Raw genomic sequence first — 26,400 nt, 5'->3', positions numbered from 1 at the left:
CTTCAGGATAAAGGCGTCCAGCGGTGCTTCAGCACCGTCGGGCGCTTTTTTTTGCCTTTTTTCAGGAGCAATTATGGCGGATTTGTCGAGACGGCGGTTATTGCAGGCCAGCATGCTGGCGAGTGGTGCGATGCTGTTGCCGGGTGTCATGCAGGCCGCATGGGCGGCGGGGTCAGATAAGCCGGAGCAGGATACCGTGCGTATCGGGTTTATCCCCCTGACCGACTGCGCGCCCGTGGTTATCGCGGCCCTGAAGGGGTTCGATAAAAAACACGGCATTACTATTGTGCCGACCAAAGAGGCGAGCTGGGCGGCGGTGCGCGACAAGCTGGTGGCGGGCGAGCTGGACGCTGCGCACATTCTTTACGGCCTGCTGTACGGTCTGGAGCTGGGTATCGCGGGCAAGCCGCAGCAGATGGCGAACCTGATGACCCTCAACCAGAACGGTCAGGCCATTACGCTCTCCAGCGATCTGGCGGAGAAGGGCGTTCGTGACCTCGACGGGCTGAAAAAGCTGATTGCGCAGCAGGCGCCGGGAACCTACACCTTCGCGCATACCTTCCCGACGGGAACGCACGCCATGTGGCTCTACTACTGGCTGGCCAGCGCGGGGATTAACCCGTTTGACGACGTGCGCACCGTGGTGGTGCCGCCGCCGCAGATGGTGATGAACATGCGCATTGGCAACATGGTCGGGTTTTGCGTCGGCGAGCCGTGGAACGCGCGGGCGATTAACGACCGAATCGGGTTTACCGCCGCCACGTCGCAGTCCATCTGGGCCGATCACCCGGAAAAGATCCTCGGCACCCGACGCGACTGGGTGGCGAAAAATCCGCACACCGCACGGGCGCTGGTGAGCGCCGTGATGGAAGCCGCGCGCTGGATCGAGGCGTCAGCGGAAAACAAACGCGAAACCGCGCAGATCCTCTCGCGCCGCGCCTGGCTCAACTGCAAGGAACAGTATCTCACCGGACGTATGCTGGGCGAGTACGACAACGGGGTCGGTCAGCGCTGGCAGGATGCGCACCCGATCCGTTTCTTCAACGAGGGTGCCGTGAGCTACCCGTATCTCTCAGACGGGATGTGGTTCTTAACCCAGTTCCGCCGCTGGGGCTTGCTCAACGCCGCGCCGGATTACGCGGGCATTGCACAGCGCATTAACCAGACCGCGGTCTGGCAGGATGCCGCGACCGCCGTGGGCGGCATGTCCACACCGTCATCACCGTATCGCAGCAGCACCCTGATGGACGGCACCGTCTGGAACGGCACCGATCCGGAAGGGTACGCCAACCGCTTCGCCATTCACCGTAAAGGGGCCTGAGTATGCAGCATCTGCAAAATACAAAACCACAAGAGACGTCAGAGAGCGGGGAAGTGATTGTCCTGCCTCCGCTACAGGTTCGCCGTCGTGCGCCAGCGTTTACGCGTCGGATGAATGATTTTTTACAGCGCGTCATCCCGGCGCTGCTCGGTCTCGGCCTGCTGGTGGTGCTCTGGCAGCTGGCAGCGATAAACAGTAAAGGCTTTCCGACGCCGCTCAGCACGCTCGATTCGGCCATGACCCTGTTTGCCGATCCGTTTTATCGCGACGGGCCAAACGATATGGGCATTGGCTGGAACGTGCTGGCGTCGTTGCAGCGCGTTGCCATCGGCTTCGGTCTGGCGGCGCTGGCGGGCATTCCGCTGGGCTTTTTGATTGGCCGCTTCACCTTTTTCTCCCGCATGTTCAACCCGCTGATCGCGCTCCTGCGTCCGGTCAGCCCGCTGGCCTGGCTGCCTATCGGCCTGCTGCTGTTCCAGAAAGCGGAGCCTGCATCGAGCTGGACCATTTTTATCTGCTCCATCTGGCCGATGGTGATCAACACCGCTGAAGGGGTACGCCGTATTCCGCAGGACTACCTCAACGTGGCCCGGGTGTTGCAACTCTCAGAGTGGACCATCATGCGCCGCATTCTTTTCCCCGCCGTGCTGCCTGCGGTGCTGACCGGGGTACGTCTTTCCATTGGCATTGCCTGGCTGGTGATTGTCGCCGCCGAGATGCTCACCGGAGGTTTAGGCATTGGATTCTGGATCTGGAATGAGTGGAACAACCTCAACGTCGAAAACATTCTCATCGCCATCGTCATCATTGGCGTGGTCGGGTTGCTGCTGGAGCAGGGGCTGATGCTGATCGCCCGTCGCTTTAGCTGGCAGGAAAAATAAGGAGTGAAGATGAAACCGTTAATTCAGGTCCAGGCCGTGAGCCAGCGTTTTTCCACCGCCAGCGGCGAGTTTCTGGCGCTGCAAAACGTCTCTTTTGATATCCACGAGGGCGAAACCGTCAGTCTGATTGGTCACTCCGGCTGCGGCAAGTCGACGCTGTTAAACCTGATCGCCGGGATCACGCTGCCGACGGAAGGCGGGCTGATTTGCGACAACCGCGAAATCGCCGGGCCGGGGCCCGAGCGCGCGGTGGTGTTCCAGAACCATTCGCTGCTGCCGTGGCTGACCTGCTTCGACAACGTGGCGCTGGCGGTGGATCAGGTCTTCCGTCACACCATGAGTAAGGCCGAGCGCAAAGCGTGGATTGAGCACAACCTCGACCGGGTGCAGATGGGCCACGCGCTGCATAAGCGCCCCGGGGAGATCTCCGGCGGTATGAAGCAGCGCGTCGGGATTGCCCGGGCGCTGGCAATGAAGCCGAAAGTGCTGCTGATGGATGAGCCGTTTGGCGCGCTCGATGCGCTGACGCGTGCCCATCTGCAGGACTCGGTGATGCAGATCCAGCAGGCGTTGAACACCACCATCGTGCTCATCACCCACGACGTGGACGAGGCGGTACTGCTCTCTGACCGCGTACTGATGATGACCAACGGCCCGGCGGCCACCGTGGGTGAGATCCTGCGCGTCGATCTGCCGCGCCCGCGCAACAGGGTGCAGCTGGCGGATGACAGCCGCTATCACCACATGCGCCAGCAGATCCTCCATTTCCTCTACGAAAAACAGCCGAAAGCGGCGTAATGAGGGGGCACGATGCGACTGGTCATTATCGGTAATGGTATGGCGGCAACCCGGCTGATTGCGTCGCTCACCGGGCGTGTTCCCGGTCGTTTCGCTGTCACCGTCATCGGTGACGAGCCTGAGCAGGCGTACAACCGCATCCAGCTTTCACCGGTGCTGGGTGGTGAAAAGCAGGCGGAGCACATCTGTCTGCACGATGAAGACTGGTACACGGCACGAGGCGTGACGGTGCTGCGAGGAGAAAAGGCGCTCGCAGTAGACGTCAACGCGCGTGAAGTACATACCTCTGCTCGCACGCTGGGCTGGGATGCGCTGGTGTTTGCCACCGGGTCTACTCCTGTAGTGCCGCCGATCCGCGGCGGCGATGCACCGCATGTGTTCACCTTTCGCACCCTGGCAGAGACCCGCGCCATCCAGAATATCTCCGGGCCGGCGGTAGTGCTGGGCGGCGGCGTACTCGGCGTGGAGGCAGCGGCAGCGCTGGCGCGAAACGGTGACAACGTCACGCTTATCCATCGCGGCACGTGGCTGATGGAACAGCAGCTGGATCAGCAGGCGGGACTGCTGCTTGACGAGACGCTGGCGAAGCGGGGCGTACGCTGTGAACTCGCCTCCGGCATCACGGCCATCGCTGACGATGCCGTGACGTTGCTCGACGGACGCCGCATCGCCGCCACGCGCGTGGTGCTGGCTACGGGTGTACAGCCCAACGTCGCGCTGGCAAAAGCCAGCGGCATTCGCTGCGCGCGCGGCATCGTGGTGGATCAGCAGATGCAAACCTCCGTGCCGGATATCTACGCCATCGGCGAGTGCTGCGAAATTGACGGCCAGACGTTTGGCCTGGTCGCCCCCTGTCTGGCGCAGGCGGATATTCTTGCCGCGCGGCTGGCCGGGGAGGTCACCGCGCCGTTTACCCTGACCGACAACGGCGTGCGCCTTAAGGTGACCGGCGTGGCGCTGTTCAGCCTCGGACGCGCGACGGCGCAGGCGGACGATGTGGTCTGGAGTTCATGGGACCCGCTGACCCGTCACTATCGACGTTTACTGATCCATCAGGGGGCGCTGGCTGGCGTGCTGCTGATGGGTGACTGCCGCAGCGCGGCAACCTTTACCGATTTACTGGCAACGGCTGCGCCCGCCCACGCGGACTGGCTGTTCGATCGTTTCACAACGCAACCGCAGGTTGCAGGACAGAACGCTATGACAAAACCTACTCTGGTGGTGGTTGGGCACGGTATGGTCGGCCATCATTTCCTCGAAGACTGCGTTAACCGCAATTTGCATCAGCAGTATCAGATTATTGTTTTTGGCGAAGAGCGCTATGCCGCCTATGACCGCGTGCATCTGTCGGAATATTTTGGCGGACGCAGCGCGGACTCGCTCTCGCTGGTGGCGGGGGAGTTCTTTGCCGATAACGGCATTGAGCTGCGCCTCTCGCAGCAGATCGTCGCTATCGATCGTGATGCACACGTAGTGCGTACCGCCAGTGGCCATGAGACTCACTGGGACAAGCTGGTGCTGGCGACCGGCTCGTACCCGTTCGTACCACCCGTTCCGGGCAACGATCTGCCGGGTTGTTTTGTCTACCGCACCCTCGACGATCTGGACAACATTGCGGCCCATGCGGCAGGCTCTCGCCGCGGTGTGGTGATTGGCGGCGGCCTGCTGGGGCTGGAGGCGGCGAATGCGCTTAAGCAGCTCGGGCTGGAAACTCACGTGGTGGAGTTTGCGCCGAACCTGATGGCGGTGCAGCTCGACAGCGACGGCGCGGCAATGCTGCGCAAGAAAATTGAGGCGCTGGGCGTAGGGGTGCACACCAGTAAATCGACGACGGAGATTGCCTCCGCAGACGACGGGCTGGTGCTGCGCTTTGCCGATGGTGAACAGCTGGAAACGGACATGGTGGTCTTCTCTGCCGGTATTCGGCCGCAGGACGCGCTGGCGCGCAGCAGCGGGCTGGCTGTCGGCGAGCGCGGCGGGATCTGCATTGACGACGGCTGCCGGACTTCCGATCAGGACGTGCTTGCCATCGGGGAATGCGCGCTGTGGGAGGGGAAAATCTTTGGCCTGGTGGCCCCGGGCTACCAGATGGCGCGCGTGGCCGCCGCTGTGCTGGCGGGTGAGGAGAAGCGCTTCACCGGCGCGGATATGAGTACCAAACTCAAGTTGCTGGGGGTGGATGTGGCGTCGTTTGGCGATGCCCACGGGCGCACGCCGGGCGCGCTGAGCTACAAGTGGACGCACGGGCCGCAGCAAATCTACAAAAAAATTGTGGTCAGCCACGACAGCAAAACGCTGCTGGGCGGCGTGCTGGTGGGCGATGCCAGCGAATACGCCACGCTGGTGCAGATGATGCTCAACGGCATCAGCCTGCCAAAAGAGCCGGAAACGCTGATCTTACCCGCGTCGTCAGGCAGCGCGCCGAAAGCGCTGGGCGTGGCGGCGCTGCCGGAAAGCGCGCAGATCTGTTCGTGTCATAACGTCAGCAAAGGGGATATCTGCCAGGCGGTAAGCGCGGGTGCGACGGATATCGGCGCCATTAAGCAGTGCACCAAAGCCGCGACCGGCTGCGGAGGCTGTAGCGCGCTGGTGAAGCAGGTGATGGAGTTCCAGCTTGCGGAGCAGGGCGTGGAGGTGAAGAAAGATATCTGCGAACACTTCCCGTACTCGCGTCAGGAGATTTACCACCTGGTGCGCGTCAACCATATCCGCACCTTCGACCAGCTTATCAGCCGCTACGGTCAGGGGCACGGGTGCGAGATCTGTAAGCCGCTGGTGGGATCGGTATTGGCTTCCTGCTGGAACGAGTATCTGCTGAAACCGGCGCATCTGCCATTGCAGGACACCAACGACCGCTATTTCGCCAATATTCAGAAGGACGGAACCTACTCCATCGTCCCGCGGATGCCGGCGGGTGAAGTGACCGCCGACGGGCTGATCGCCATCGGCCAGATCGCGAAACGCTATAGCCTTTACAGCAAAATTACCGGCGGGCAGCGTATTGACCTGTTTGGCGCCACGCTCGAGCAGTTGCCGGAAATCTGGCAGGCGCTGGTGGAGGCCGGGTTTGAGACCGGACATGCTTACGGGAAATCCCTGCGCACGGTGAAATCCTGCGTCGGGTCGACCTGGTGTCGCTACGGCGTGCAGGATTCCACCGGCCTCGCGGTCAGGCTGGAGCACCGCTACAAGGGCCTGCGCGCGCCGCACAAAATCAAAATGGCGGTCTCCGGCTGTACCCGTGAGTGCGCAGAGGCGCAGAGCAAAGACGTAGGGGTGATTGCCACGGACAAAGGCTGGAACCTCTATCTGTGCGGCAACGGCGGGATGAAGCCGCGCCACGCGAATCTCTTCGCCAGCGATCTGGACGACGAAACGCTGATCCGCACCGTTGACCGTTTCCTGATGTTCTACATTCGCACGGCAGATCGTCTGCAACGCACCAGTACCTGGATGGATAACCTGGAAGGCGGCCTCGACTATCTACGCGAGGTGATCCTCAACGACAGCCTGGGGATCGCCCACGAGCTGGAGCAGGAGATGGCCCGGGTGGTGGAGACCTACCAGTGCGAATGGCAAACCACCCTTAACGATCCTGACCGCCTGGCGCTGTTCCGCACCGCGGTGAACGTCCCCGCCGCGGAGGAGAACAAGCGCTGGCAGGAAATTTGTAATATCGACGAGATCCCGGAGCAGGCGGGCATTGGCGCGCATCTTGGGCGCAAACCGATTGCGCTGTTCCGCTTTGGCAAAACCGTTTATGCCCTCGACGATCGGGAGCCGGGCAGCCGCGCGAACGTGCTTTCACGCGGCATCCTCGGCGATGCGGCGGGGGAACCGGTGGTGATCTCGCCGCTCTACAAGCAACGTATTCGTCTGCGCGACGGGTGTCAGGCTGAGAGCGGGGCGCCTGCGGTGCGTGCCTGGCCGGTAAAAATCGAAAACGGCAAGGTGTGGGTTGGAAATGAAGAGCTGGTGATGCGCGCGGAGGCCTCATGACGGAAACCCGGACAACGTGCCCTTACTGCGGGGTGGGCTGCGGCGTGGTCGCCAGCGCAGACGGTGAAAAGGTGAGCATTCGGGGGGATAAAACTCATCCGGCGAATTTCGGTCGTCTGTGCGTAAAAGGATCTGCCCTTGGGGAAACCACGGGGCTACAGGGACGCCTGCTGCGCCCGGTTGTCGATGGCCGGGAGGTGGCATGGCCGCAGGCGCTGGGCGAAGCGGGCGAGCGGCTGCGGAACATTATCAACGAATGGGGGCCGCAGGCGGTGGCGTTTTATGCCTCCGGCCAGCTGTTGACCGAGGATTACTATGCCGCCAACAAGCTGATGAAAGGCTTTATCGGGGCGGCGAACATTGATACCAACTCGCGGCTGTGCATGTCATCGGCGGTGGTGGGCTACAAACGCGCCTTCGGTGAAGACGTGGTGCCGTGCAGCTACGAGGACGTGGAAAACAGCGATCTGGTGGTACTCGTTGGCTCGAACGCGGCCTGGACGCATCCGGTGCTGTATCAGCGGCTGGTGCAGGCAAAACACAACAATCCGCAGATGAAAGTGGTCGTGATCGATCCGCGTAAAACCGCCACCTGCGATATCGCCGATCTCCACCTCGCTCTCAGACCCGGCAGTGACACCGGGCTGTTTGTGGGGTTGCTCAATCTGATTCAGGGGCGCGGCGAGTGGCCGATCCCTCGCGTGGCGGCGTTTTGCGATCTGCCTTCAGACGAGATTGGCACCTTCTACGACTGGTTTGTCACCGCGCCACGCGCGATCACGCTCTACACCATGGGGATCAACCAGTCCTCCAGCGGCAGCGACAAGTGCAACGCCATCATTAACGTGCATCTTGCCAGCGGGAAGTTCAACCGTCCTGGCTGCGGCCCGTTTTCGCTGACCGGACAGCCAAATGCCATGGGCGGGCGGGAAGTAGGGGGACTGGCGAACCAGCTGGCGGCGCACATGAACTTCGAGCCGGACGATCTCTCGCGCGTGGCGCGTTTCTGGGGAACGGAACGGCTGGCGCAGACCCCGGGCCTGATGGCGGTGGAACTGTTTGACGCTATTGCCCGCGGCGAGGTGAAGGCGGTGTGGATCATGGGTACCAACCCTGCCGTGTCACTTCCCGACAGCCACGCGGTGTGCCAGGCGCTGGCGGCCTGCCCGCTGGTCATGGTATCTGAGGTGATGCAGGAGACGGACACCAGCCGGTTTGCCCATATCCGTTTTCCCGCCCTGGGCTGGGGCGAGAAAAACGGCACGGTGACCAATTCAGAACGCCGTATCTCCCGCCAGCGCGCCTTTCTGCCTGCGCCGGGCGAGGCCAGACCGGACTGGTGGATCATCGCCCGGATCGCAGACCAGCTCGGTTATGGCGATGCCTTCGCCTGGGAACACCCTCAGGAAATATTTTGTGAACATGCGGCGCTAACGGCGTTTGAAAATAACGGCGAACGGGCGCTAAACCTGCGCGAACTGGCGTCGCTGTCACGAGAGGCGTGGGACGAGCTGGCGCCGTATCAGTGGCATGCCGGTGATTTCCCGCAAAGAACGCTTGTTCCGGTTGACCCCTCCCCGCATGGGGCAGGCGTCGACGAATTGCACCCCTTGATACTGAATACCGGGCGGATCCGCGATCAGTGGCACACCATGACGCGCACGGGGTATGTTCCGCGTCTGATGCAGCATATCGATGAGCCTTTTGTTGAGATGAACGCAACCGATGCGGCGCGCGCCGGGCTGACTGACGGCCAGCTGGCGCGGGTAAGTTCCCCGCGCGGAGTGATGGTTGCCAGAGTACGTATTTCCACCGCGCAGCGTGCAGGCGAGCTGTTTGCGCCGATGCACTGGAACGCGCAATTTGCCCGCCAGGGTAAGGTCAATGCGCTGGTGGAAGGGCGGGTTGATGCCGGGTCCGGCCAGCCGGAGAGTAAACAAACCGCGGTGAGGATCCTGCCCTGGCTACCGGCCTGGCAGGGTGAACTGTATGCCCGCGAGCTGCCAGCGCTGCCGCCGTCGGTCTGCTGGTGGCGTAAAGCCTCACGTCTGACGGTGGCGGGGGAGCAGCCGTTGCTGTCGTGGATCATGGCGTACGCCAGCGGTCGGGGCTGGCAGTTACAGGTGGCACAGACGGGAGAACGCAGCAGCGTGCTCGCCTGGCATCACGGTGAGCTGATGCTGGGCTACTGGGAGGGCCATACGCTGCCGGCGCTGGCGCATGCGTTGATTGAAGAAGCCTTTGCTGCTGCGCCCGTCCAACTTGCTGAACGCCATGCGCTGCTGCACGGGCAACGGCCGGACGAAGATGCCGATCCCGGGCGAATTATCTGTAGCTGCTTCAGCGTGGGTGAAAATACGATACGTAAGGCAATAGCCGGAGGCTGTGATTCTGCCCCGGCGCTGGGCGTGAAGCTGCGCTGCGGCACGAACTGTGGTTCCTGCGTACCGGAGCTGAAAGCGCTGTTGGGATAATAGTGTAAGGGCGTCGGGTGGCGGCTTCGCACCGGTACGAATTTGTAGGTCGGGTAAGGCGAAGCCGCCACCCGACAAATCTTTTCAGGATATTCCTGAAATTTCTGTTAAGACTGGTTTTCAGGGCTTATGGCGTTAACATAATAAGTGTTTGTTCATAAACACAGGTTCTGATTGACGACGTTGAAGGCTGTATCGTCCCGCATCCGTTTTTTGCTGTTACTCCCCCTTTTTACGGCTGGAGCCGTTCATGGTGCGCCGAAATCCTTCGTGCAGCAGGCGCAAAATCCGTTTGATAACAACGGCGATAGTCTGCCGGATCTCGGCATGGCGCAACCGACCAGCGAAGGCGAAAAGCATCTGGCTGAAATGGCTAAGGCATTCGGTGAAGCCAGTATGACCGATAACGGCCTGACGGCCGGGCAGCAGGCGCGACAGTTCGCGTTTGGCAAGGTGCGGGATGCCGTGAGCGGGGAAGTCAACGAGCAGATTGAATCCTGGCTTTCACCCTGGGGAAACGCCAACGTCAATGTGCTGGTGGATGACGACGGCAACTTTAACGGCAGCAGCGGAAGCTGGTTTATCCCCTGGAACGACAACATCCGCTATCTGAGCTGGAGCCAGCTTGGGCTGACGCAGCAGACAGACGGGCTGGTGAGTAACGTCGGGGCAGGTCAGCGCTGGGTTGCCGGAAACTGGCTGCTGGGCTACAACACTTTTTACGACAACCTGCTGGAAGACAACCTGCAACGTGCCGGGCTGGGCGCAGAGGCGTGGGGTGAAAACCTGCGCCTGTCGGCCAATTACTACCAGCCGTTCGCTGGCTGGCAGCCGCGTTCCGACATCCGCGAGCAGCGCATGGCGCGCGGGTACGACGTAACGGCCAAAGCCTGGCTTCCCTGGTTTCACCACCTGAACACCAGCGTCAGCTTTGAACAGTATTTTGGCGATAACGTCGATCTGTTTAACAGCGGTACGGGGTATCACAACCCGGTTGCGGTCAACCTGGGGCTGAACTATACCCCCGTACCGCTGGTCACCCTGACGGCTGCCCATAAGCAGGGGGAGAGCGGCGTTAGCCAGAATAACCTCGGGCTGAAGCTCAACTATCGTTTTGGCGTGCCGCTGGCGAAACAGCTTTCCGCCGGGGAAGTGGCGGCGACGCGCTCGCTGCGGGGCAGCCGCTATGATTCACCCGATCGCGATAATCTGCCCGTGATGGAATTCCGTCAGCGCAAAACCCTCTCGGTATATCTGGCCACGCCGCCGTGGGATCTTAAGCCAGGCGAAACGGTGATGCTGAAGCTGCAAATTCGCAGCACGCACGGTATCCGGCAGATCCACTGGCTGGGTGATACCCAGGCGCTCAGCCTGACCTCACCGGCAAACGGCAACAGCAGCGATGGCTGGAGTGTGATCATGCCTGCATGGGATGATTCGGAAGGGGCGAAAAATACATGGCGGCTTACGGCCGTGGTGGAAGATAAGGATGGGCAGCGTGTCTCCTCCAATGAGATCACGCTTTCCGTGGTGCAACCGCTCGTCGCAATGCCTGCCGACGATCCACGGTGGAAGTTGCTGCCGGATGAGTAAGTTAAAAAATGCGCTCCTGATGCACCCAGACGGCGGCTTCGACGCGGGATTTTAACTTCATTTTTTTCAGCATGTGTTTGACATGCACTTTGACCGTGCTCTCGGTGATGTCCAGACGGCGGGCGATCATTTTGTTCGGCAGCCCCTGGGCAATCAGCTTCAGAATGTCACGCTCGCGCGGGGTCAACTGGCTGACGTCACGATCAGACGTGGCGCGGTTCGCACGCAGGCTGGCGGCCAGTACCGGCGTTAACGCTTCACTCAGCACCATCTCGCCTGCGGCAGCCTGTTGCAGCGCCTTGAGCAGATCTTCCGGCTCCATATCTTTCAGCAGATAGCCGTCTGCCCCTCGCTTGAGGGCGGTGACCACGTCTTCTTCATGGTTTGAGACGCTGAAGACCACCACCCGGCCAGAGAGGGATTTCTCCCGCAGCTTGTCGAGGGTTTCCAGGCCATTCATGCCCGGCATGTTGAGATCGAGCAAGATCAAATCAGGATCGAGCGATTCGGCAAGTTCAATACCCTGTTCGCCGTTACTGGCTTCCCCGACGACGGTGATATCTGGCGCCATGCTGACAAGCTGTTTAACGCCAGTGCGCAGCATCGGATGATCGTCAATCAACAGGATAGATGCCGGTTCCTGATTAGTCATGGTTTTCTCCTTGAGCAGTTATGAGGGGCTTTTCGGGTATAAAGGTGACCACAACTTCGGTGCCACCTGACTCTCCCCGGCGAACCTGGCAATCACCGCGCAGGCTTTGCGCGCGGTCTCGCATAATAATTAAACCATAGTGGTTCGTTCGTTCGGCATTTTCCGGCACGCCGCGGCCGTTATCCTGAACCCTGAGCTTCACCTGATTATCCTGGCAGCTGACGGTGACCGTGACGGCCGTCGCCTCGGCATGCTTGAGCACGTTGCTCAGGGCTTCGCGGGCAATTTGCAGCAAGTGGATCGCCTGGTGAGAGGGGACAAAACGCGGTGGCAGCTGGTAATCCAGCTTCACCGGGAAGCCCAGCCGGGCGCTAAACTCCTGACAGCTGGATTCCAGCGCAGGGCGCAGCCCCGGCTCTGTGAGCTGCAAACGGAAGGTGGTCAGCAGCTCGCGAAGCTGAATCCACGAGGTGTTAAGCTCGTTGCGGATCTGGCTGAGCAGCTGTTTGCTGCTCTCGGGCATGCCTTCATCCTGCATTTGCAGGCAGCTCACCTGCATCTTCATGCAGGAGAGGGACTGGGCGATGGAGTCGTGCAGCTCGCGGGCGATGGTGGCACGCTCCTCCATCACGATCAGCTGCTGCTGTTTCTCCTGGTGGCGGTCGAGCGCCAGCGTGGCCGTGAGCTGCTCAACAAGCGTATCGACCAGCTGCTGCTGGTCGTGGCTCAGGTGACGTCCGGCGGGCAGGGTGGCCAGCAAAATACCGTACTGGGTATGGCTGTCCATCAGCCGCCACTTGAGGGTCGTGCCGCTGGTGGTAAGCGGCGGCAAGCCGCGCGGGCACAGATGACACCCTTTATCGTCGCAGGAGATGTCCGACTGACAGGTAAATTCCTGATGGTTTTCCTCATCTTCAACGTCGTAAACCCGAAGCTCAAGATCGCGGAGCAGAGTCAGATTTTGCAGGCCGTTCAGTACCGGCGAGAGACGTTCGCAAAGCGGGACCTGCATATGCAGGCGACGGTTCGCCTGCCAGAGGAAAGAGAGGATCTCGTTTTTCTGCTCAAGCCCGGCGGTTTTCTCCTGGACGCGTTGTTCCAGTACCGCGTAGCTTTCTGATAGCTCTGCCGACATGGTGTTGAGCGCCTCGCCGAGCATCGCCATTTCGTTGCGCCCGCTGATGTGCGTGCGCTGGGTAAAATCGCGCTGTGTGACGGCGCGGGCCATCGCCAGGAGCTGTTTCCAGGGATTAAGCAACCGCGCGCGTAGCCAGATAACCGTGAAAATCAGCAGCAAACCCATAAACAGCGCCATTGCGCGGTGAACCATCACCACACGGTCAATGCGTAACTCTGTGGTGCGATCGAATGAGGAGACAAGATGATCGATGCGTGACACAAACCCGGCGACGTCCCGGGCGACCGTTTCCCGGTCTTCCGCCCGCTTTAACCCAGGCTCCAGCTGGGTATGCCAGTAGCCCTGAAGCGCCTTAAGCTGAGATTGCTGACCGTCACGGATGGCGGCTCTTTCCAGTTCAGGGCTGAATGCGGTACGCTCCATTTCGTCGATAAGCGGTTGGTCAGCCTGCGTCAGCGGCACCGACGCCAGCAGCCGGTAACTCTGCATACGTAGCGAGCCTGCCTCGTTGATGGCATGCGCGTTACCCTGTACACCCTGTACCAGCCAGCCAGAAATAGCCATGCCGGTCACACCGATAGCGGTGGACAGCAGAACAATAAGCGCCAGCTGGTTAACCAGCGTCAGCGGAGATAAACATCTTTTTAACATAGAGTTGCCGGGCTCCTGACGTGACCTGATTGCAGGAATGGCGCTATTCTGGTGCATACCCTGGAGTATACCCATACCAATAAAGGATTACCTCTAAATTGCCAGAGGGGTAACGGTTAGTGGGTGGACGAAGCAGGGATGCGTCAGCACCGTGAAAAACCACACCTTTTTTACGTTTTGCATCTACTCATTAAGAGTGATGGCTTTTTTTTCGCCGCAAAACCTCCCACTTTTCCTTTGATTTATATCAACTTACCGCCGCTCTAAAGCCCTAATGTTTGCAGCATCATTCGAGAATCAGAGGTGTCTATGAGTCACTCTTCCGCTCCCGAAAGGGAAACTGGTGCCGTTATTACAGACTGGCGTCCAGAGGATCCGGCGTTCTGGCAACAGCGCGGCCATCGTGTAGCAAGTCGTAATCTGTGGATTTCCGTTCCATGTCTGTTACTGGCGTTTTGCGTCTGGATGTTGTTTAGTGCGGTTGCGGTTAACCTTCCAAAAGTGGGCTTTACCTTTACCACCGATCAGCTGTTTATGTTGACCGCGTTGCCGTCGCTTTCAGGCGCACTGCTGCGCGTTCCTTACGCGTTTATGGTGCCGGTCTTTGGTGGTCGTCGCTGGACGGCTTTCAGTACCGGGATCATGATCGTACCGTGCGTGTGGCTCGGTTTTGCGGTGCAGGATACCTCCACACCGTTTAGCGTATTCGTGATTATCTCTCTGCTGTGCGGTTTTGCGGGGGCGAACTTTGCGTCCAGTATGGCAAACATCAGCTTCTTCTTCCCGAAAGCGAAGCAGGGTGGTGCGCTGGGCATTAACGGCGGCCTCGGTAATATGGGCGTGAGCGTGATGCAGCTGATTGCCCCGCTGGCGATCTCTGTCTCCATCTTTGCGGCCTTTGGCGGCGGCGGTGTGACGCAGCCCGACGGTTCCGTGCTGTTCCTGCAAAACGCCTCCTGGATTTGGGTACCGTTCCTGGTGGTCTTTACCCTGGCGGCGTGGTTCTTCATGAACGATCTGTCCGCGTCCAAAGCGTCACTGAGCGAGCAGCTGCCGGTGCTGAAGCGTGGCCACCTGTGGGTGATGGCGCTGCTGTATCTGGCGACCTTCGGCTCGTTCATCGGTTTCTCCGCAGGCTTTGCCATGCTGTCTAAAACCCAGTTCCCGGACGTGCAGATCCTTCAGTTTGCCTTCTTCGGTCCGTTTATCGGCGCGCTGGCACGTTCGCTGGGCGGGATGATCTCCGACCGTCTGGGGGGAACGCGCGTTACGCTGGTGAACTTTGTTGTGATGGCCATCTTCTGTGCGCTGCTGTTCCTGACGCTGCCTGCGGGTGGTGAGGGGGGTAACTTCTTTGCCTTCTTCGGCGTATTCATGGTGCTGTTCCTGACCGCCGGGCTGGGCAGTGCGTCTACTTTCCAGATGATCTCTGTCATCTTTCGCAAGCTGACCATGGACCGCGTGAAAGCGCAGGGCGGGAGCGATGAGCAGGCAATGCGTGAAGCCGCCACCGATACCGCTGCGGCGCTTGGGTTTATCTCTGCGATTGGCGCGATTGGCGGCTTCTTTATTCCAAAAGCGTTCGGTATCTCACTGGATCTGACCGGCTCTCCGGCGGGTGCGATGAAAATATTCCTCGTCTTCTATATCGCCTGCGTGGTCATCACCTGGCTGGTATATGGCCGTAATACCAAAAAAAACAAGTAAGCTTGATTATCCGTTTGCGCGGCCTGAGTGCCGCGCTTTTTTTAATCGCTAAATAGTTACAACATACTAATGGCTTTTCCTGTGGTCATACGCAGGTAACGCTGTGATCGCCATCGCTTTACAGGTGTTTCTACCCCTTAATACCTAAGATGTTAAATTTTGCCTCGCTTATTGTACGATAAATAAAATATATCTATATAAATCATAAAGTTAAAAAATATTAATGGCTACCGCTTTGGTGGTATTTGATCTAATACCTCCCCTCAGAGTCCCCCTTCGTCTTGATCGTTATCAATTCTCACCATCTTTCATAGCGTTACCTTCGCTGCAAATCAGCAATGTCGATTTAGAGAGCCACAGGCTCCACACAGGAGATACCCGATGAGCAAATTTTTGGACCGGTTTCGCTACTTCAAACAGAAGGGTGAAACTTTTGCCGATGGGCACGGCCAGGTTCTGGATACCAACCGGGACTGGGAAGACGGTTACCGTCAACGCTGGCAGCATGACAAAGTTGTGCGTTCTACCCACGGCGTAAACTGCACTGGCTCATGTAGCTGGAAGATTTTCGTTAAAAACGGTCTGGTGACCTGGGAAATGCAGCAGACCGATTATCCGCGTACCCGTCCGGATATGCCGAACCACGAGCCGCGCGGCTGCCCGCGTGGGGCCAGCTACTCCTGGTATCTCTACAGCGCCAACCGTCTGAAATACCCGCTGATGCGTAAACGCCTGATGAAAATGTGGCGTGAAGCGAAAGTGCAGCACAGCGATCCGGTTGATGCCTGGGCCTCCATCATTGAAGATGCCGACAAAGCGAAAAGCTTCAAACAGGCGCGTGGTCGCGGTGGTTTCGTTCGCTCTTCCTGGAAAGAGGTGAACGAGCTGATTGCGGCTTCCAACGTCTACACCGTGAAAACCTACGGTCCTGACCGTGTGGCAGGCTTCTCGCCAATCCCGGCGATGTCGATGGTCTCTTACGCCTCCGGCGCGCGCTACCTGTCACTCATCGGTGGTACCTGCCTGAGCTTCTACGACTGGTACTGCGACCTGCCGCCAGCGTCACCACAGACCTGGGGTGAGCAGACCGACGTGCCGGAGTCCGCCGACTGGTATAACTCCAGCTACATCATCGCCTGGGGCTCTAACGTTCCGCAGACCCGTACCCCGGATGCGCACTTCTTTACCGAAGTACGTTACAAAGGGACCAAAACCGTCGCCGTGACCCCGGACTACGCCGAAATCGCCAAACTGTGCGACCTGTGGCTGGCGCCGAAACAGGGTACCGATGCCGCAATGGCGCTGGCGATGGGCCACGTCATGCTGCGTGAATTCCACCTCGACAAGCCAAGCCAGTATTTCACCGATTACGTGCGTCGCTACACCGACATGCCAATGCTGGTGATGCTCGAAGAGCGTGACGGCTATTACGCCGCAGGCCGTATGCTGCGTGCCGCGGATCTGGTGGACGCGCTGGGTCAGGAAAACAACCCGGAGTGGAAAACGGTCGCCTGCAACAGCAACGGCGAGCTGGTGGCGCCAAACGGTTCTATCGGTTTCCGCTGGGGCGAAAAAGGCAAATGGAACCTGGAGCAGCGTAACGGCACCACGGGTGAAGAGACGGAGCTGCGTCTCAGCATGCTGGGCAGCCAGGATGAGATCGCCGATGTCGGCTTCCCGTACTTTGGTGGTGAAGGTTCCGAGCACTTCAACAAGGTTGAGTTGCAAAACGTTCTGATGCACAAGCTGCCGGTGAAGCGCCTGCAACTGGCGGACGGTTCTACTGCTCTGGTCACTACCGTCTACGATCTGACCATGGCGAACTACGGCCTGGAGCGCGGCCTGAACGACGAAAACTGCGCGACCAGCTATGATGACGTGAAGGCTTATACCCCAGCCTGGGCGGAGCAGATCACCGGTGTGCCACGCGCCCAGATCACCCGTATCGCCCGCGAATTTGCGGAAAACGCCGACAAAACCCACGGTCGCTCCATGATCATCGTCGGTGCCGGTCTGAACCACTGGTATCACCTCGATATGAACTATCGCGGCCTGATTAACATGCTGATCTTCTGCGGCTGCGTCGGGCAGAGCGGCGGCGGCTGGGCGCACTACGTGGGCCAGGAAAAACTGCGTCCGCAGACCGGCTGGCAACCGCTGGCGTTTGCCCTTGACTGGCAGCGTCCGGCTCGTCACATGAACAGCACCTCCTACTTCTATAACCACTCCAGCCAGTGGCGCTACGAGACGGTTACCGCCCAGGAGCTGCTTTCGCCAATGGCGGATAAATCCCGCTACAGCGGCCACCTGATTGACTTCAACGTGCGTGCTGAACGCATGGGCTGGCTACCGTCTGCGCCGCAGTTGGGTACGAACCCGCTGCGTATTGCGGAAGCGGCGAAGAAAGCGGGCATGTCACCGGTGGACTACACCGTTAAATCCCTCAAAGACGGCTCAATCCGCTTCGCGGCAGAACAGCCGGAGAACGGTAAAAACCATCCGCGTAACCTGTTCATCTGGCGCTCTAACCTGCTGGGTTCGTCCGGTAAAGGTCACGAGTACATGCTGAAATACCTGCTCGGTACCGAAAACGGTATTCAGGGTAAAGATCTCGGCAAGCAGGGCGGCGTGAAGCCGGAAGAAGTGGAGTGGAAAGACAACGGTCTCGACGGCAAGTTGGATCTGGTGGTGACGCTGGACTTCCGTCTGTCCAGTACCTGCCTGTACTCCGACATCGTGCTGCCTACTGCCACCTGGTACGAAAAAGACGACATGAATACGTCGGATATGCATCCGTTTATTCATCCGCTGTCGGCGGCCGTTGACCCGGCGTGGGAATCAAAAAGCGACTGGGAAATTTACAAAGACATCGCGAAGAAATTCTCTGAAGTCTGTGTAGGGCACCTGGGCAAAGAGACCGACGTGGTGACGCTGCCAATCCAGCACGACTCCGCTGCCGAACTGGCTCAGCCGCTGGACGTGAAGGACTGGAAAAAAGGCGAGTGCGACCTGATCCCGGGCGTAACCGCGCCGCACATTATTCCGGTTGAACGTGATTACCCGGCAACTTACGAACGCTTTACCTCTATCGGCCCGCTGATGGAGAAGATCGGTAACGGTGGTAAAGGCATCGCCTGGAACACCCAGAGCGAAATGGATCTGCTGCGCAAGCTCAATTACACCAAAGCAGACGGCCCGGCGAAAGGCCAGCCGATGCTGAACACGGCAATTGATGCGGCAGAGATGATCCTGACCCTGGCCCCGGAAACCAACGGCCACGTGGCGGTGAAAGCCTGGGCGGCCCTGAGCGAGTTTACCGGTCGTGACCACACGCACCTGGCGAAGAATAAAGAGGAAGAGAAAATCCGCTTCCGCGATATTCAGGCCCAGCCGCGCAAGATTATCTCCAGCCCGACCTGGTCTGGCCTCGAAGATGAACATGTGTCCTATAACGCCGGATACACCAACGTTCACGAGCTGATCCCATGGCGCACGCTTTCTGGCCGCCAGTCTCTGTATCAGGATCACCAGTGGATGCGTGACTTCGGTGAAAGCCTGCTGGTTTACCGTCCGCCAATCGACACCCGCTCCGTGAAAGCGGTGATGGGCGCGAAATCGAACGGTAACCCTGAGAAGGCGCTGAACTTCCTGACGCCGCACCAGAAGTGGGGTATCCACTCCACCTACAGCGACAACCTGCTGATGCTGACGCTGTCGCGCGGGGGGCCAATCGTCTGGATGAGCGAAGCGGACGCCAAAGATCTGGGTATCGAAGATAACGACTGGATCGAAGTGTTCAACAGCAACGGCGCCCTGACGGCACGTGCGGTGGTGAGCCAGCGTGTACCGGCCGGGATGACCATGATGTACCACGCGCAGGAACGTATCGTTAACCTGCCGGGGTCTGAGATCACCGAGCAGCGCGGCGGTATTCACAACTCCGTGACCCGTATTACGCCGAAGCCGACCCACATGATCGGTGGTTATGCCCAGCTGGCCTACGGCTTTAACTACTACGGCACCGTAGGATCGAACCGCGATGAGTTCGTGGTGGTACGTAAGATGAAGAATATTAACTGGTTAGATGGCGAAGGTAATGACCAGGTACAGGAGAGCGTAAAATGAAAATTCGTTCACAAGTCGGCATGGTGCTGAATCTGGATAAATGCATCGGCTGTCATACCTGCTCAGTCACCTGTAAAAACGTCTGGACCAGCCGTGAAGGTATGGAGTACGCCTGGTTCAACAACGTGGAAAGTAAGCCGGGCACCGGCTTCCCGACCGACTGGGAAAACCAGGAGAAGTGGAAGGGCGGCTGGATCCGTAAAATCAACGGCAAACTGCAACCGCGCATGGGTAACCGTGCCATGCTGCTGGGTAAAATCTTCGCTAACCCGCATCTGCCGGGCATTGATGATTACTACGAGCCGTTTGATTACGACTACCAGAACCTGCACAACGCGCCGGAAAGCAAACACCAGCCGATCGCCCGTCCTCGCTCGCTGATCACCGGCCAGCGCATGGACAAAATTACCAGCGGTCCAAACTGGGAAGAGATTCTGGGCGGCGAGTTCGAAAAACGCGCCAAAGACCAGAACTTCGAGAACATGCAGAAGGCGATGTACGGCCAGTTCGAAAACACCTTCATGATGTACCTGCCGCGCCTGTGCGAACACTGCCTTAACCCGGCGTGCGTGGCGACCTGCCCAAGCGGCGCCATCTACAAGCGTGAAGAAGATGGCATTGTGCTGATCGACCAGGACAAGTGCCGCGGCTGGCGTATGTGCATCACCGGCTGCCCGTACAAAAAAATCTACTTCAACTGGAAGAGCGGTAAGTCTGAGAAGTGCATCTTCTGCTACCCGCGTATCGAAGCCGGTATGCCGACCGTCTGCTCAGAGAGCTGCGTAGGTCGTATCCGCTACCTCGGCGTGCTGTTGTACGACGCGGACGCGATTGAAAATGCCGCAAGCACCGAGAACGAGAAAGATCTGTATCAGCGTCAGCTGGACGTCTTCCTCGATCCAAACGATCCGAAGGTTATTGAGCAGGCGCTGAAAGACGGTATTCCGCAGAGCGTGATTGACGCCGCACAGCAGTCCCCGGTGTACAAAGCGGCGATGGACTGGAAGCTGGCCCTGCCGCTGCACCCGGAATACCGCACGCTGCCGATGGTCTGGTACGTGCCGCCGCTGTCTCCGATTCAGTCTGCGGCGGACGCGGGTGAACTGGGTAGCAACGGCATTCTGCCGGACGTGGAAAGCCTGCGTATTCCGGTTCAGTATCTGGCCAACCTGCTCACCGCAGGGGATACCCAGCCGGTCCTGCTGGCGCTGAAACGTATGCTGGCGATGCGTCACTTCAAACGTGCGGAAACCGTTGACGGCGTTAACGATACCCGCGCGCTGGAGGAGGTCGGCCTGACCGAGGCGCAGGCGCAGGAGATGTACCGCTATCTGGCAATCGCTAACTACGAAGATCGTTTCGTGGTGCCGAGCAGCCACCGTGAACTGGCTCGCGAGGCCTTCCCGGAGAAAAGTGGGTGTGGCTTTACCTTTGGCGACGGTTGCCACGGGTCAGACAGCAAATTCAACCTGTTCAACAGCCGCCGCATTGACGCGATGGATGTGACCAGCAAAACGGAGCCGCACCAATGATTGAACTCGTCATTGTTTCGCGTCTGCTCGAGTACCCTGATGCTGCGCTTGTGCAGCATCAACAGGAACTCTTTGATGCACTCGCGTCATCTGAAAACCTGGATAAAGAGGATGCCCAGAAGCTGGGCGTTTTCCTCCGCGATCTGCTGGCACGCGATCTTCTTGATGCGCAGGCGGACTACAGCCAGCTGTTTGACCGGGGCCGTGCCACGTCTCTGCTGCTGTTCGAACACGTTCACGGTGAATCCCGCGACCGTGGTCAGGCGATGGTGGATCTGATGGCCCAGTACGAGCAGCACGGTTTGCAACTCGACAGCCGCGAGCTGCCGGATCACCTGCCGCTGTATCTGGAATATCTGGCACAGTTGCCGAAAGAGGAAGCGCTGGGCGGGTTGCAGGACATTGCTCCTATTCTGGCGTTGCTCGGCGCGCGTCTCCAGCAACGTGAGAGCAGCTATGCAGTCCTGTTCGATCTGCTGGTGAAACTGGCTAACGCCTCGGTTGACAGTCAAAAAGTGGCGGAAAAAATTGCGGATGAAGCCCGTGACGATACCCCACAAGCACTGGATGCCGTCTGGGAAGAAGAGCAGGTGAAATTCTTTGCTGACCAGAGCTGTGGCGAATCTGAAATCTCCGCGCATCAGCGTCGTTTTGCCGGAGCGGTGGCTCCGCAATATTTGAATATCTCTAACGGAGGACAGCACTAATGCACTTCCTGAATATGTTCTTCTTTGACATTTACCCGTATATCGCGGGCACCGTATTCCTGGTGGGAAGCTGGCTGCGTTATGACTATGGCCAGTACACCTGGCGTGCTGCCTCCAGCCAGATGCTGGATCGTAAAGGGATGAACCTGGCGTCAAACCTGTTCCACATCGGGATTTTGGGAATTTTCGCCGGCCACTTCCTGGGGATGCTGACCCCGCACTGGATGTACGAAGCGTGGCTGCCGATTGACGTGAAGCAGAAGATGGCGATGATTGCCGGCGGCGCCTGTGGCGTGATGACCCTGGTGGGTGGTCTGTTGCTGCTGAAACGACGTCTGTTCAGCCCACGCGTGCGGGCTACCACGACCGGAGCGGACATCCTGATCCTCTCCCTCCTGATGGTGCAGTGTGCGCTTGGTCTGCTGACCATTCCATTCTCTGCGCAGCATATGGACGGCAGCGAGATGATGAAGCTGGTTGGATGGGCGCAGTCTGTCGTGACCTTCCGCGGGGGCGCTTCTGAGCATCTGGACGGCGTGGCGTTTATCTTCCGCGTTCACCTGGTGCTGGGTATGACCCTGTTTGTGCTGTTCCCGTTCTCTCGCCTGGTGCACATCTGGAGTGCGCCGGTGGAGTACCTGACGCGCAAATATCAGGTTGTGCGTGCTCGTCGCTGATTCGCTGAATTAATACAACCCCGCATTTGCGGGGTTTTTTTTGTCCCGATCCAGGGGGGCGTGCGGATGCCGGGTGGCGGCTGCGCCTTACCCGGCCTACAGACCCTATTCGTAGCCCCGGTAAGCGAAGCGCCACCGGGGAAAACAGGCAGGGAAGGATTACTCCCGGCATCGAGAAATATGGAGCATTGTGCTTGAGTGAGTGCTTAAGAATCTGGAAGTGATGGTGGTGGGGGAAGGATTCGAACCTTCGAAGTCGATGACGGCAGATTTACAGTCTGCTCCCTTTGGCCGCTCGGGAACCCCACCAGGGGTAATTCATATTTTGAGGTAAAGCTGGAGATGGTGGTGGGGGAAGGATTCGAACCTTCGAAGTCGATGACGGCAGATTTACAGTCTGCTCCCTTTGGCCGCTCGGGAACCCCACCACGGGGTAATGCTTTTAACTGGCCTGCTTCCTGTTGGAAGCGGGGCGCATCATATCAAATGAGACGCCCCTGTAAAGCATTCCTTTAGGAAAATGAAGCTGTTTGCCTGCTTTTTATCCGTAAAGGCGTAAAGCTAATCAATTCATTTTCCGAGGGATTAGAGAATAATCGTTCTGTTGCCGTACACAAAGACGCGCTGAGCAAGTACCTGATACAGCGCACGGCTCAGTACGTTCTTCTCAACGTCACGGCCAGCACGCATCATATCTTCTGCCGTATAGGTGTGATCCACGTGGATCACGTCCTGCATGATGATTGGACCTTCGTCCAGATTGTCATTCACGTAGTGCGCGGTTGCGCCAATGATCTTCACCCCACGCTCGTATGCCTGGTGATACGGACGCGCGCCAATAAAGGCTGGCAAGAAGGAGTGGTGGATGTTGATAATTTTGTTCGGGAAGCGTGCCACAAAGGATGGCGTCAGCACGCGCATATATTTCGCCAGCACCACGTAGTCCGGGTTATGCGCTTCAATCGCAGCTGCCATCAGGTTGTCGTGCTCTTCACGGGTATGGCCTTCGTGACTGACCAGTTCAAACGGAATGTCGAAACGTTCTACCAGCGTACGCAGCGTTTCGTGGTTGCCAATGACGGCGGCAATTTCTACGTCCAGGCCACCGTAGTTGGCTTTCATCAGCAGATCGCCCAGGCAGTGCGCCTCTTTGGTGACCAGAATGACAATGCGGCGACGGCCCGCCGGGTTCAGCTCGCGCACCGAGCCTTCCGGCAGGGCGCTGTCCAGATCGGCAAGCAGGGTTGTGTCGTTGAAAATGCCTTCCAGTTCGGTACGCATAAAGAAGCGACCGGTACGGTGGTCAACGAACTCGTTGTTCTGCACGATATTCAGTTCATGCTTGTAGCAAATGTTGGTAATTCGTGCGATCAGCCCTTTTTGATCGGGACAGATAGTGCGCAGAACTTTACGTTGTAATGATTGCATCGCCGGGAAATCCTGTTTATGTATTTGCGAAGTCTGAGTTGTCAGGCATTACTGCCGCAACACTTTTTAAATTTTTTTCCTGAACCACAGGGGCAGGGATCGTTACGACCGAATTGCGGACGTGTGCCGTCAATATAATACCATTGCCCGCTGTCCTTTAAGAACCGTGAGCGCTCAATGATGGCGCCGGGTTTGTTTTGTTCGCTAAAGCGGGCGACAAAACTGACATAGCCCTCGTTGGCATCGCGGCCGGGAGCGGCTTCAAAGACGGTGAGGCCCAGCCAGACGGTGTTGGCAAATCCGGCTTCAATCTCTTGGCGAAAATCGGCAGCATGGCAGGACGGATGCCAGGTTTTAATCAGGTAGTCTGCGTTTTTGATCACAAAAGCAGTATACCGCGAGCGCATAAGGTGTGACGGGTCTGGTGCAACCTGCTCGCCAGAAAGATATCGCTGGCAACATAGGCTATACTCCAGAGCGCTACCACAGGGGCAGAGTTGAGACACGATTCTCTTCCTGGAACAAAAAATAAGGCGTTAAACGCTTAAGGTAGCAATATGTTAACTGAGCAGGTGCGTTGACGCTATGTCAGGAATCCAGGGGAAGTAAAACAGGGCTAATGAGAAAGGTAAAAATTGGACTGGCGTTGGGCTCAGGTGCAGCCCGGGGTTGGTCACATATTGGCGTTATCAATACCTTAAACCAGATGGGGATTGACGTTGATATTGTCGCAGGATGTTCTATCGGGTCGCTGGTCGGATCCGCGTACGCCTGCGGTAAGCTCCCGGAGCTTGAAAGCTGGGTGCGCTCCTTCAGATACTGGGATGTGCTGCGCCTGATGGATCTTTCCTGGCAGCGTGGCGGCCTGCTGCGCGGCGAACGCGTGTTCAATCAGTTTCGTAAGATAATGCCCCTCGCTGACTTCAGCCACTGCCAAATGCCTTTCGGTGCCGTTGCAACCAACCTCAGTACGGGCAGGGAGTTATGGCTCACTGAAGGGGATATTCATCTCGCCGTTCGCGCATCCTGTAGCATGCCGGGGTTAATGGCGCCTGTGCCTCACAACGGCTACTGGCTCGTTGATGGGGGCGTAGTGAATCCTGTACCCATCTCTCTGACCCGCGCCATGGGGGCGGATATCGTTATTGCCGTGGATTTACAGCACGACGCACACCTTATGCAGCAAGATTTGATGCCGGTTAATCTTCAGAGCGATGACGCGGAAGAAGAGAAACTTGCCTGGCATGCGCGATTACGCGGCAGAATAGGGCGCCTGACCGCCCGTCGCGCGGTGACCGCGCCGAACGCCATTGAAATCATGACGACCTCTATTCAAATCCTTGAGAATCGCCTGAAGCGAAACCGTATGGCTGGCGATCCTCCGGATATTCTTATTCAACCCTATTGTCCACAAATCTCTACCCTTGATTTCCACCGGGCTGAGGCCGCCATAGCAGCGGGCTCGTTAGCCGTCGAAAAGAAAATAGATGAACTGTTGCCTTTTGTGCGTACAGCACGTTGAGCACTTTTTTGATTACTTCAGCAAAATCTGACAGGCGATAGTACCAATAGCATGCCACTATTGAGTAACTGTCAGCCAGGGGAGGAACCATGACACAGCCATTGGCCGGAAAACATATTTTGATAGTTGAAGACGAGCCCGTTTTCCGATCGCTACTGGATTCGTGGTTATCCTCACTGGGTGCAACCACGTCCCTTGCCGAAGATGGCGTCGAGGCACTGGAAAAAATGGCCAGCATGGCGCCTGATCTGATGATCTGCGACCTTGAGATGCCGCGCATGGACGGATTAATGCTGGTGGAAAACCTGCGTAATGAAGGTTATCAGACACCGATACTGGTGATCTCGGCCACCGAAAATATGGCGGATATTGCTAAGGCGTTGCGTTTAGGTGTGCAGGATATTCTGCTCAAACCGGTTAAAGATTTGAACCGTCTGCGTGAAACGGTGTTGGCCTGCCTGTATCCCAATATGTTTAATTCCCGGGTGGAAGAAGAAGAACGTCTTTTCCAGGACTGGGATGCTTTAGTCAGTAATCCGCTCGCGGCCGCGAAGCTGCTTCAGGAACTTCAGCCGCCGGTGCAGCAAAATATCTCTCATTGCAGAGTAAATTATCGCCAGCTGGTAGCGGCTGACCAGCCTGGGCTGGTGCTGGATATTGCGCCGTTATCAGATTCTGACCTCGCTTTTTATTGCCTGGATGTTACCCGGGCGGGAGATAACGGCGTTCTGGCGGCCTTATTACTCCGTGCGCTGTTTAATGGATTGCTACAGGAACAATTATCCCATCAGGGGCAACGACTTCCTGAGTTAGGCAGTTTACTAAAACAGGTCAACCAACTTTTTCGCCAGGCCAATTTGCCGGGGCAGTTCCCGCTTCTGGTTGGCTATTATCACAGCGGGTTGAATAACCTTATTCTGGTCTCTGCGGGTTTAAATGCCACACTGAATACTGGCGAACACCATATTCAGGTGAGTAACGGCGTGCCGTTGGGTACGCTGGGAAATACTTACCTTAATCAAATTAGCCATCGCTGCACCTCCTGGCAGTGCCAAATTTGGGGTGCCGGAGGGCGGTTACGCTTAATGTTGTCCACGGAGTAAGCAGTCAGATTTTATTTTTCAGATTGCTTTACCTGTGTTTTTGCTGGCAGTGCTACTATCGCTGCAAGTTTCATGCGTATTTGTCTTAATTG

At 58.1% G+C, this 26,400-nt stretch carries 17 protein-coding genes and 2 tRNA genes; 13 read left to right on the top strand and 6 right to left on the bottom strand.

The genetic code is table 11. From position 1 onward, the window contains the following. Window positions 1–73 precede the first annotated feature (73 nt). The 6 genes from ACQG1Y_RS13105 to ACQG1Y_RS13080 all read left to right on the top strand — a co-directional run bounded on the left by ACQG1Y_RS13105 (window position 74) and on the right by ACQG1Y_RS13080 (window position 11,066). Window positions 74–1,321 (top strand): CmpA/NrtA family ABC transporter substrate-binding protein, encoded by a 1,248-nt coding sequence (locus tag ACQG1Y_RS13105; protein WP_023296759.1) that lies wholly within the window; start codon window positions 74–76, stop codon window positions 1,319–1,321. 2 nt (window positions 1,322–1,323) lie between these two features. Then, window positions 1,324–2,202 carry a nitrate ABC transporter permease gene (ntrB, locus tag ACQG1Y_RS13100; protein ID WP_032671624.1) on the top strand — a complete coding sequence of 293 codons (879 nt, stop codon included), beginning with the start codon at window positions 1,324–1,326 and terminating at the stop codon, window positions 2,200–2,202. A 9-nt stretch (window positions 2,203–2,211) separates the two neighbouring features. After that, window positions 2,212–3,000, top strand: a complete 789-nt coding sequence (locus ACQG1Y_RS13095) for an ABC transporter ATP-binding protein (RefSeq protein ID WP_015570359.1) — start codon at window positions 2,212–2,214, stop codon at window positions 2,998–3,000. Window positions 3,001–3,012: 12 nt separating this feature from the next. After that, entirely contained in the window at window positions 3,013–6,999 is a 3,987-nt protein-coding gene (gene nirB, locus ACQG1Y_RS13090; RefSeq protein WP_368740621.1) for a nitrite reductase large subunit NirB, read from the top strand. Beyond that, entirely contained in the window at window positions 6,996–9,473 is a 2,478-nt protein-coding gene (locus tag ACQG1Y_RS13085) for a molybdopterin-dependent oxidoreductase (RefSeq protein WP_368740622.1), read from the top strand. The genes nirB and ACQG1Y_RS13085 overlap by 4 nt, the downstream gene beginning before the upstream one ends. A 174-nt stretch (window positions 9,474–9,647) precedes the next feature. Then, window positions 9,648–11,066: a YchO/YchP family invasin gene (locus tag ACQG1Y_RS13080; RefSeq protein WP_426736777.1), complete on the top strand. Its 1,419-nt coding sequence runs from the start codon at window positions 9,648–9,650 to the stop codon at window positions 11,064–11,066. A 1-nt stretch (window position 11,067) separates the two neighbouring features. Here ACQG1Y_RS13080 and narL read toward each other — a convergent pair whose 3' ends face one another. Beyond that, window positions 11,068–11,718, bottom strand: a complete 651-nt coding sequence (narL, locus tag ACQG1Y_RS13075; RefSeq protein ID WP_003856701.1) for a two-component system response regulator NarL — start codon at window positions 11,716–11,718, stop codon at window positions 11,068–11,070. Continuing rightward, window positions 11,711–13,507, bottom strand: a complete 1,797-nt coding sequence (narX, locus tag ACQG1Y_RS13070; RefSeq protein WP_032669674.1) for a nitrate/nitrite two-component system sensor histidine kinase NarX — start codon at window positions 13,505–13,507, stop codon at window positions 11,711–11,713. Before narX ends, narL begins: the two co-directional genes overlap by 8 nt. A 309-nt stretch (window positions 13,508–13,816) precedes the next feature. On the opposite strand from narX, the gene ACQG1Y_RS13065 reads away from it, so the two are divergent. The 5 genes from ACQG1Y_RS13065 (at window position 13,817) to narI (ending at window position 22,255) form a co-directional block, all read left to right on the top strand. After that, window positions 13,817–15,214 (top strand): NarK family nitrate/nitrite MFS transporter, encoded by a 1,398-nt coding sequence (locus tag ACQG1Y_RS13065; RefSeq protein WP_017693303.1) that lies wholly within the window; start codon window positions 13,817–13,819, stop codon window positions 15,212–15,214. 381 nt (window positions 15,215–15,595) lie between these two features. Next, complete coding sequence (locus tag ACQG1Y_RS13060; protein ID WP_023300281.1) at window positions 15,596–19,339, top strand: nitrate reductase subunit alpha; 3,744 nt, start codon at window positions 15,596–15,598, stop codon at window positions 19,337–19,339. After that, the gene (narH, locus tag ACQG1Y_RS13055; RefSeq protein WP_426736776.1) at window positions 19,336–20,871 is read left to right on the top strand and encodes a nitrate reductase subunit beta; all 1,536 of its coding nucleotides are present in this window, start codon (window positions 19,336–19,338) and stop codon (window positions 20,869–20,871) included. Before ACQG1Y_RS13060 ends, narH begins: the two co-directional genes overlap by 4 nt. Further along, window positions 20,868–21,578 (top strand): nitrate reductase molybdenum cofactor assembly chaperone, encoded by a 711-nt coding sequence (narJ, locus tag ACQG1Y_RS13050; RefSeq protein WP_022651366.1) that lies wholly within the window; start codon window positions 20,868–20,870, stop codon window positions 21,576–21,578. The genes narH and narJ overlap by 4 nt, the downstream gene beginning before the upstream one ends. Next, window positions 21,578–22,255: a respiratory nitrate reductase subunit gamma gene (narI, locus tag ACQG1Y_RS13045; protein ID WP_017384241.1), complete on the top strand. Its 678-nt coding sequence runs from the start codon at window positions 21,578–21,580 to the stop codon at window positions 22,253–22,255. The genes narJ and narI overlap by 1 nt, the downstream gene beginning before the upstream one ends. Before the next feature lie 224 nt (window positions 22,256–22,479). Here the strand turns inward: narI and ACQG1Y_RS13040 are convergent. The 4 genes from ACQG1Y_RS13040 to ACQG1Y_RS13025 all read right to left on the bottom strand — a co-directional run bounded on the left by ACQG1Y_RS13040 (window position 22,480) and on the right by ACQG1Y_RS13025 (window position 24,189). Beyond that, a tRNA-Tyr gene (locus ACQG1Y_RS13040) sits at window positions 22,480–22,564 on the bottom strand. 34 nt (window positions 22,565–22,598) lie between these two features. After that, a tRNA-Tyr gene (locus ACQG1Y_RS13035) sits at window positions 22,599–22,683 on the bottom strand. Between the two features lie 157 nt (window positions 22,684–22,840). Beyond that, window positions 22,841–23,683 (bottom strand): formyltetrahydrofolate deformylase, encoded by an 843-nt coding sequence (purU, locus tag ACQG1Y_RS13030; RefSeq protein WP_003856715.1) that lies wholly within the window; start codon window positions 23,681–23,683, stop codon window positions 22,841–22,843. 41 nt (window positions 23,684–23,724) lie between these two features. Continuing rightward, complete coding sequence (locus ACQG1Y_RS13025) at window positions 23,725–24,189, bottom strand: YchJ family protein (RefSeq protein ID WP_023303849.1); 465 nt, start codon at window positions 24,187–24,189, stop codon at window positions 23,725–23,727. 113 nt (window positions 24,190–24,302) lie between these two features. On the opposite strand from ACQG1Y_RS13025, the gene rssA reads away from it, so the two are divergent. Further along, entirely contained in the window at window positions 24,303–25,205 is a 903-nt protein-coding gene (gene rssA, locus ACQG1Y_RS13020) for a patatin-like phospholipase RssA (RefSeq protein ID WP_032653830.1), read from the top strand. A gap of 89 nt (window positions 25,206–25,294) precedes the next feature. Beyond that, window positions 25,295–26,308, top strand: a complete 1,014-nt coding sequence (rssB, locus tag ACQG1Y_RS13015; RefSeq protein ID WP_003856721.1) for a two-component system response regulator RssB — start codon at window positions 25,295–25,297, stop codon at window positions 26,306–26,308. Window positions 26,309–26,400 lie beyond the last annotated feature (92 nt).

It is taken from the genome of Enterobacter cloacae complex sp. 397G4 (assembly GCF_050031515.1).
Lineage (GTDB): Bacteria > Pseudomonadota > Gammaproteobacteria > Enterobacterales > Enterobacteriaceae > Enterobacter > Enterobacter hormaechei_C.
Note: the sequence above shows the minus strand (reverse complement) of the source record. Positions and strands in the feature narration are given on the sequence as shown.